Source organism: Chitinophaga sp. GbtcB8, from assembly GCF_019091455.1.
Classification (GTDB): Bacteria; Bacteroidota; Bacteroidia; order Chitinophagales; family Chitinophagaceae; genus Chitinophaga.
In genome coordinates, this window is sequence record NZ_JAGXJN010000047.1 from 43198 (window position 1) to 51689 (window position 8492).

Annotated in this window: 7 protein-coding genes; 1 reads left to right on the forward strand and 6 read right to left on the reverse strand. The window is 43.4% G+C overall.

The window, feature by feature from the left end; all coding sequences use genetic code 11:
* Window positions 1–14 precede the first annotated feature (14 nt).
* Window positions 15–2825 carry an outer membrane beta-barrel protein gene (locus KVT36_RS28340; RefSeq protein ID WP_217606811.1) on the reverse strand — a complete coding sequence of 937 codons (2811 nt, stop codon included), beginning with the start codon at window positions 2823–2825 and terminating at the stop codon, window positions 15–17.
* 210 nt (window positions 2826–3035) lie between these two features.
* Here KVT36_RS28340 and KVT36_RS28345 point away from each other — a divergent pair, with 210 nt between their 5' ends.
* On the forward strand, window positions 3036–3710 hold the full coding sequence (locus KVT36_RS28345; RefSeq protein ID WP_217606812.1) for a carboxypeptidase-like regulatory domain-containing protein: 675 nt from the start codon (window positions 3036–3038) through the stop codon (window positions 3708–3710).
* Here KVT36_RS28345 and KVT36_RS28350 read toward each other — a convergent pair.
* From KVT36_RS28350 to KVT36_RS28370, 5 genes are all read right to left on the reverse strand, one after another.
* Window positions 3692–4429, reverse strand: coding sequence for a VOC family protein (locus tag KVT36_RS28350; protein ID WP_217606813.1), 738 nt, complete (start codon window positions 4427–4429; stop codon window positions 3692–3694). The genes KVT36_RS28345 and KVT36_RS28350 overlap by 19 nt on opposite strands.
* Before the next feature lie 65 nt (window positions 4430–4494).
* Window positions 4495–5292: a helix-turn-helix domain-containing protein gene (locus tag KVT36_RS28355; protein WP_217606814.1), complete on the reverse strand. Its 798-nt coding sequence runs from the start codon at window positions 5290–5292 to the stop codon at window positions 4495–4497.
* A 211-nt stretch (window positions 5293–5503) separates the two neighbouring features.
* Window positions 5504–5779, reverse strand: a complete 276-nt coding sequence (locus tag KVT36_RS28360; RefSeq protein WP_217606815.1) for a hypothetical protein — start codon at window positions 5777–5779, stop codon at window positions 5504–5506.
* Window positions 5780–6533: 754 nt separating this feature from the next.
* Window positions 6534–6839 (reverse strand): hypothetical protein, encoded by a 306-nt coding sequence (locus tag KVT36_RS28365; RefSeq protein ID WP_217606816.1) that lies wholly within the window; start codon window positions 6837–6839, stop codon window positions 6534–6536.
* Window positions 6840–6976: 137 nt separating this feature from the next.
* Entirely contained in the window at window positions 6977–8341 is a 1365-nt protein-coding gene (locus KVT36_RS28370; RefSeq protein WP_217606817.1) for a hypothetical protein, read from the reverse strand.
* Window positions 8342–8492: the final 151 nt, after the last annotated feature.

Below are 8492 nucleotides of genomic sequence, written 5' to 3' on the forward strand. Positions count from 1 at the left end.
TTATCATCTGCTCATCATCCCCCAATCATCCTCATCCCTCCAACCTTCTTCCCTGCAGAAAGCCCATTTTTATTAAGGCTATACGTAAAACTTAACTGAAAAAACCGCTGCAGGTTCTTAATACGGCTATCTTCAATATAATTCTGGTTGCTGGTACGGCTGATGCCTACATTCTGATTCAGCAGATCATACACACTCAGCTTCAGCTCTCCCCTATTGAAATGCAGGAACTGCCGGCTAAAGGAGGCATTCCATAAAGGCACACTGGCATTAAAGCCACTGGCACGCTGGCTGTTTATGGTGTAAGTAAAGCTGGTATTGAAATAAAACTGTGCAGGCAGCTGCCAGTTGAACTCTCCCTCATATTGCTGTGAAAAATAAGTGGTGTTCAATGCGGACTGCAATGAATAGCTGGTTTTATAATAATTGAACCCGCCGCTAAGCGACAGATCTATTTCATCAGATGGGTTCAGATCCAGGCGTAGTGATGGCCCCAGGGTAAAAGTATTGATATTGTTTTGCACTGCGTTAATGAACTGTTTTGTTTTGCTGTAACCCATATTGCTGCTGCAATTAATAGTGCCTTTCAGGATGCGGAGCGGCAGCCCCAGGTTAATGTTGCCGGTCATGTTATACACGCCATTCACATTTACCGGGCGGGTATGCTTAATACCCAGGCTATCCAGCACATCGTAATTCACGATCTTATTCTGCGTTTCCTGCAGATTAAAGAACCCGAACAGGTTCTTATTCTTAAAAGGATTCACGGATACAAAATGCAGCTGTACGGCATGGGTAAATTCCTGCTTCAGATCAGGATTACCTTCGCGGATATTGAGCGGATCGGAAATATCGGGCACCGGCTGCAGCTGCGACATATTGGGCTGGTTGGTAATAGCCGCGTAATCGATATTAAGGTGACGGTAACGGGTAAAGTCGTACTTAAACCGCAGGGATGGCAGCAGGTTGTAGAATGTTTTGCTGATCACGGAATCCGTAGTACCGGCAATGACCTTGCCTTCTAATGCGGCCCGCTGCCAGTTAAGCCCCGCTGCAAGGCTGAACTTTTTTTGCTGCGTGCGCAGGCGTAAGCCGGCGTTCGTATAACCGTAACTGTTTTCAAAGTTATTGGTAAGGTCCTCGTTCAGCTGATCGAACTTGCCGTTTAGCTTGTTGTAGTCATAGGTTATTTTTTCGGATGTGCTGTTGGTATTACTGCGGCTCAGGCTAAATTCCAGCAGGGAGCGTTTGAAGATGGGCTCTGTATATACTGCCCGTACGTTATAGCTATTCAGGCTTCCGGATACGGTATTGTGCTGGTTAATAGAATCGTACGATGCGCTGTTGTTGTAAAAATGATTCACGGATAACAGGCTGCCATCGCTTTCACTGTTATTAAAACTGGTTTGCAGGTTCAGTGAAAGAGTTCTGCCCTTACGGTGGAATTTTTTCCTGAATAACAGCTCATTACGGAAGTTGGCGCCATGCCCCTCCGTAGCATTATTGCTGAAACCCTGGTTGGCCAGCTGTTTATCTTCCGAAAATGTTTCGTAACTGTTGTAGCTATTGTTGCGCGTTTCCTGGTACCCGAAGGAAGGCGATATTTTAATGGAATGGAAAGAATCGATGCGGATATCTGCGCTCAGGTTTAACCGGTGCGAATTATTCAGGTTATCGCTGACAGCATGCTGGTTATAGAAATAAGAAGAATCCGGTAAAAAATACTGGCGCTGTACATTGCTTTCCTGGTAAGGGTTGTAGCTGTTGTAAAAATAATTGCTGGTAAAATCGGTTTTAGTGCCGATCATATTATTATAGTTTAAACCTCCGCCCCTGACGGTTTTAATACCGTTGCTGTTACCATTACCTATGAGCGCTGTCATGGGATCATCTGCATTCAGGGTAAGGTTGACGTTACCATTACCGCTTTGCCGCATGCGGTTCAGCTCACCGGTAAAATCCATGAGGTCCATAAATGAAAAACCTTCTGCATTGGTATTGTTGGCCATACCGATGGCGGAAAACTGGCGCGCACCTTTAAAAGAGTTCATATTAAAACGGCCTTCATACCGGTCATTGGTGCCTGCGCCTGCCATGGCTTTGCCGAACAGGCCTTTCTTTTTATCCTGCTTTAATTTGAGGTTGATGGTTTTTTCGCTGTTGCCATCGTCAAAACCGGTTAGCTGGGCGGCATCACTGAGGCGGTCGTACACCTGCACTTTGTCTACCGCATCGGCAGGCAGGTTCTTGGTGGCGATCTTGGGATCAGTGCCAAAAAACTCCTTACCGTCAACGAGCACACGATTTACTTTTTCCCCCTGGGCTTTTACGGTACCGTCCTTATCAACCTTAACGCCGGGCAGTTTTTTCAGCAGCGCCTCTACGCTGGCATTGGGCTGGGTTTTAAAGGAGCCTGCGTTATACTGAATGGTATCCCCCACCAGGGTAACGGGGGGCGCTTCGGCGGTGACTTCCACTTCATTGAGGGTGCGGCTCAGATCATGCAGCACAATATTGTTAAGGTTACTATTAGGGGCAGATGCGCTGATGGTAACCGGCCGGCTGGTGCTGTGGTAATTAACATGGGTTATCAGCAGGCGGTATTCTCCGGCGGCAAGGCCTGTGAGCTCAAAAGCGCCCTTGTTGTCCGTCATGGTGAAGCTGACCAGCGAGGAATCCTTTTTTTGCAAAAGGGTGATGGTGGCCGAAGGCACGGGCTGTTTTTTGGCGGTATCCGATACCGTACCTTTGATAATGCCATTTTTTTGCGCATGGGCTGCGAGCACGCAACAGCAGGTAATCAGGAGTAAGCAGATCTTTTGCATGGGAGTGATTTACAGGCCGCAAAGTAGCCTTACCACCTGCAAAAGCCGGTTAACGAGCCTTGCATTAATGTTAAGAAAGGTTAATAAAACGGTCCCGGACATTCAGAAAAAAATGTTAATATTCCGGTTGTCCTTGATTATGTTTAGAACCTGTCCTAGATTTCGGATGAAATGAACTTTACCAGACGTTTACAAATATTCATAATCTTCATGCTACTGGGTACGGCCACCTACGGACAGGTGCATATACAGGGTACTGTGTATGAGCGTACCGGGCGTTTGGGGATGGAAGGCGTAAGCGTAAGGAGCAACTCCGGCGCGGGAACGGTAACAGATTCATCCGGCCACTACAGCATCCGGCTGCCATATGGGGATTCCATTAGTTTCTCGTACCAGGGAAAATCTACCCAGAAATTTGCTATCAGGGAAATTCCCTGGAACCATGCATTTGACATGAAAATACATGTGGACATTCAAATGCTGCCCATGGTGGAGGTCAAAGAAAAGAGCTATCACCTGGATTCTATAGAAACCCGCAATGAATACCATAAAATATTTGACTTTTCGCCCGAATACCTGACCAGCGGGAACGGCGGCGCCGGTGTGAACCTGGATGCATTGCTCAGTTTAAGGAAGATCAAACGGATGCAGGTTTTTCAACGGCGGCTGGAAGAGTATGAGCAGGAGAAATATGTGACCCACCGGTTTAGCAAAACCCTGGTAGCGAAGATCACGGGGTTAAAATCACCGGATCTGGAAAGTTATATGGTTGAATACCGGCCTAATTTTCAGATGCTGATGAGTTTTGAGAATGAGTACGATTATTATAGGTATATTTTGGAAACGAGCCGGTATTACAGGGACGATCATGGGGTGAGAAGGTGAGGGTCTATTTTTTGTTCCAGGTCGGCAACCCTTTGCAGCTCTGTGCTGAATTTATCCGGCTGGCGCTCTATATCCGGGCTTTTACGGACCTGCTCCAAAAGTAAAACAGCCTTAGCCTGATCTCCCTGCGCAATGGCAAGATCTGCCCGCAGGATCATTACTTTATAAAGATTGCGGCAGTGATTGCCTTTATCTTTTTCAATTGCTTTGTCGAGTACTGCGGATACTTTTTCCAGCTCACCTTCTTCATCTTCGCTTTTGTAAGCAAAATCCAGTGCCAGCGAAAGCCTTTTACTGGCGGCTTCTACCTCCTTGCTGTAGATCTCCTCTTCCTGTATAGCTATCTTTCTTCCGATCCTGATACAGTTTCCTGCAACATCTGAAAACATAAATTCACGAACGCCGTATTTTTTGTCCCTGATCTCGCTGATCCTCGGCAGACCGCGGGTGGGGAGTTTTCCATAATGGCTACGGAGCGCGCTGGTAAAAACCTCATACAATTCATCTGCTTCATCTGTCAGTATGTAACAAGTATGATAACACTGGTTGGGAACATGTTGTTTGGTACCGTAAAAATCGAGCCTTAGCCAGCCTTTTTCCAATATAGCATAAGGGTTGGGGCTTTTCTGGTGATAGGTAACTTCAAAGCCAAGCACCCGGTAAAAATCAATTAGTTCATCCAGGGATCTGCAGGGGAAAATGGGCGTGATAATGTTCATTTGCAATTTTTCTGTATTGCAAAGCTAGATACCCGGCGGCATCTAAAATTGTAAGTTTTCGACATTCAGCAGCTGGGAACAGGCAGCCTGTCAATGACCTTCAGGTAAGTATTCGGCTTTAGCCCGGTAAATTCCATGAAATCATGATTAAAATGCGCCTGGTCAAAGTAACCAGCCTCCAATGCAATTTCCGCAAAGGAAGCCTTTCTCCTGAAATCATTTACCGCAGCTTCAAACCGCGCGATCCTTGTATACAGCTTGGGTGAAAATCCAGTAATTGCTTTGAAGAGCCGCTCAAATTGCCTTTGGGATAAGGGAACATTTTTAAGAATTGTATCCATATCTACCAGCCCCTTTAGTTTGTCAATGTTCTGAACGGCATTAACAATGTGCGGATTTACCGGTCTTTTTACAAGGGATTCCAGGAAACCGGTGACTATATGCAATCTTTCCTGGTTTGTGGATGCTGAGAATATTCTTTCTTCCAGCTCCTTTCCTTTGCTGCCACAAAAGGATACGATATCAATATACTGATTGGTTAATGCCGATGCAGACATTGAAAATAGTACAGGGATGGCGTATGGGAAAAATTCAACCCCGAGAATGCCTACATTTTCCGGTGATATAAACCGGGCATGCGTTTTTGATTGCCCTTGTATGCCTGAAGTAAAAGAGCTGGTAAGCTGTCCGGTTGCAGCTACTTCACTGAATTTTCCTTTATAATGAAAAATAAGTTTGGGAGCGCTGGTGGCGATGGAGATGTGTGTGAAACGGTTTTCTGTGGATGCAGGAGCTTCGCCGATCCAGAAGAATTTTACGTAAGGGGAGAGTGTTGGGGAGGGTGGCATTTGGTAGTATTTCATAAATGTGTTCTACAAGATAGTCATTATCTAAAATGCAAAGGCCAAATTTCCATGATCCGTTTATTATACGATATACCTTACCGTACAAGGTAACACCTTATACTTGCATACAATATTACCAGAACCAATAGACATCTACGATAAGACAGGCAATACCTACAACAATTGCCGCTTCGGTTATCAAATCAATAAGTTTAAGCATACTCGAATACTATTCTCTAGGATTGTCCGGTAGGAATTCAGGAAAACTTATATAGAAAGCCTTTTTTTTCTCCTCTATCCATTTATCAAGTTTAAAATTTTCAACATCTTTCATAAATCTTTCAAATTCCTCTTTTACATTAGACCCATCAAATAATTTAAAAGGAACATTATGCAATAGATGAGATTTCCAATATAATGGCTTATCATCCGTTTCCATACCTTGCGCCCGAAATTCTACAAGTGTAGAATATAAAATATATGCTAAAAAATATTGCTCAAACATATTTCATTTCTGCTTTTAATGTTTTTATACCAGTTGGCAATGAGTTAGTTATTCCTGAAGCAATAACGGCATACGTTTATAGAGCGGTTTGCTACTACTTATCAAGATTAACTAGCTACCTATTCCAATAACAGAATATGGATCATCCTATAATTTTGAAAAGAAAGTTTCAAATGACAAAAGGGATTTCAATCAGACTGATTGCCCAAAACTCAATACGTACAATTTATAGCATTCTTTCAAAATTTCCAATAACCAGAAACTAGCTTGAAAACCAAAATCACCAAAACAAAGCAATGAGCCACAGTGCTTATATAGGGTAAATTCAATCCACTTTCATACGTTTTCTTATGCTATGTAGCGGATAAAGCTCTACCATGTCAACTTTATTAGAATACCTATTCACATTCAAATAGAACTCTTTTATTTCTTAAGGTTTAATATGATTTTGCATTTCAAACGAAAGCACATCATCAATAATAGTAGAAAGAGTATTGACGTTAACTCCTAACCTAGTCAAGGCATCCATTTCCTTTTTGTACTTCATTATGGTTTGGGTTTGAGAATGAGCAATAAATTACACATTTCCATCGTGGCTATTATACCAGATTATAAATCCTTTTTTTTCCACTCGTAATGAATGCCAAACCTGCTCCAAAGCATTGGTGATATTACCTTCTAACACCTCATCTATCCTATCACAATCGGGTTCAAAAACTACTACCCACTTGTCCTCATGGCCTATTAAGGCATTTTATAAATCTGACAAAATAACGGCATCAATTACTGTCTTGCTATTAACATCCGGTATGCGATTACTAAATTCAACCAGTCCTTCAACTACCGATATACATTGCCATTTACATTCTTGCAATGCAACTGGCAAAAATGATGCAATATGATCTGGAACTGTTGATTTTCTTAATTTGAAGTACTCAAAAAAAGCTTCCTCAGGACCTTGGGGATACAATCCCCCATCCCATTCATAACCAGGTTGATTAAACCGGACTTTGGATATTTCCGATTGGATCGGGATTAAAATTTCAAAGCATACATTCATGTTATTTGCCCTTTTATTAACGGCCAAGTTCTCCCAGAGGATCGCTTAACAATTTCATAAAAATCAATTGGAACAGACATATACCCACTCTTTCAAATGTGCCTATATCTGTCCCAATATCTTACGATTATTATTTGTTACTGCTCTTCCTCTATAATCAAGGCATTTATATAAGAAAAGTCACCATAAGTTGTGTTAAGTGATGCATATACCGCTATGCCTATTTTGCCAGTGGCATCGGGAGCCGCACCGGTAACTACTGTTTGAACGGCTGTATTACCCAGCGCATTTTGCTGTAGTTCTGCTCCACCGTTGATACGCCATACACCGTACCGGGCATCCGACACACCTGTTTTACGGGAACCCACGAGTTTCAATGTGTAAGTCTTAGCTGCATTCAGCCCTGTAACAAGCAAGTTGTCTGTTGTAGTATATTTCGTACTATAATTAAACCAGAAGCTTTTTAACACCTGGTCAGGTACAATGCCGCTATCGTCTCCTGTAATTTGCCCGGAATCATCGTTGCCATTAGAGCCGCCGAAGGCAGTCCAGTAAGTGCCCGTAGCGCCACCGTTGTCTATTGTCCAGCCAGTGGTGGGATCTGTAGCTGTAATGTGGTTATTTGTAACCGGCCTATACACATTAAACCAGCCTGGCACTGCGGGTGCCTGTGTATTGGAGAAATTAATACGTAGTATTTTAGGACCGCCTGCCGGGTATACCTGCACAGTAGCATCATCACTTACCTGCTGACCACCGGCAGTGGTAACCGTTAAACGGAAAGTATAGGTACCGCTTATTAATCCGGTAATAGTGCAGGTTTGGGTAGCCGCATTTGTTATGGTAGATGTATTAGGGCCTGTAAGCTGGCTCCATTGATAGCTGCTGATTGTATTACCGTTAGGAGTGATTAAGCCGGAGAGCTGCAATCCGCTGTTGGGTAATGTAATGCTGGTATCCCGTACTACAACCGTCGGTATTCCGGCTGATAGTTGGAAATTAAGGCTTATACCGAATAGTGATTCAATATAGATCCGGTCTGCCTGTGCTAATGCAGGATAAAACCGGATACGGCCGTTTACACTGTCTACCATTATGCCATCAGTAGTATCGCGGTATTGGAATAAACCGTTACGCCAGACTTTTATGTTTGCATATCGTAGACCGGCATTGGTATAGCTGGTATCGCCGGCATTGGACGCACCAGCGCCCCCTACCTTGAACTGCAGGCTTTTACCGATGTTAGCGCTTTTATAAGTGATAGTATCCTGGCCAACAATAGCCAATGCAGTGTCGTCAAGGTTCACCAGTTCCAGGCGTTTGAATTGCGTACGACCGTTACCGGTGTTATAGAGGAAGCCTAGCGTATCGCGGGTTTTGTTCTCTATTGCGAATTCGGCTTTTTTTACTATTACGGTGTCTTTCTTTACCTGCAGGGTTGATTGGGAGAATGCGGTAAAGGTGAGTAACAGGAACAGGGATGTTACTAGTGTTTTACACATGACGGTTTGTTTGGTATTGGGATGTATGTACTTTGTTTATTATTCCTTCATTATAAATAAGACGATTATAGCATTTGAGACTATTACAAAAAGTGTGTCAGTAAAAAGTTGATTAACTTTAAACTGACCATATGGAAAAGCAAAACTTTGA

What these genes read in the sequence shown, in the direction of transcription:
- KVT36_RS28340 (WP_217606811.1), bottom strand. Translation starts at nt 2,825, where the DNA reads ATGCAAAAGATCTGCTTACTCCTGATTACCTGCTGTTGCGTGCTCGCA.
- KVT36_RS28360 (WP_217606815.1), bottom strand. Translation starts at nt 5,779, where the DNA reads ATGTTTGAGCAATATTTTTTAGCATATATTTTATATTCTACACTTGTA.
- KVT36_RS28365 (WP_217606816.1), bottom strand. Translation starts at nt 6,839, where the DNA reads ATGAATGTATGCTTTGAAATTTTAATCCCGATCCAATCGGAAATATCC.
- KVT36_RS28370 (WP_217606817.1), bottom strand. Translation starts at nt 8,341, where the DNA reads ATGTGTAAAACACTAGTAACATCCCTGTTCCTGTTACTCACCTTTACC.
- KVT36_RS28345 (WP_217606812.1), top strand. Translation starts at nt 3,036, where the DNA reads ATGCTACTGGGTACGGCCACCTACGGACAGGTGCATATACAGGGTACT.
- KVT36_RS28355 (WP_217606814.1), bottom strand. Translation starts at nt 5,292, where the DNA reads ATGAAATACTACCAAATGCCACCCTCCCCAACACTCTCCCCTTACGTA.
- KVT36_RS28350 (WP_217606813.1), bottom strand. Translation starts at nt 4,429, where the DNA reads ATGAACATTATCACGCCCATTTTCCCCTGCAGATCCCTGGATGAACTA.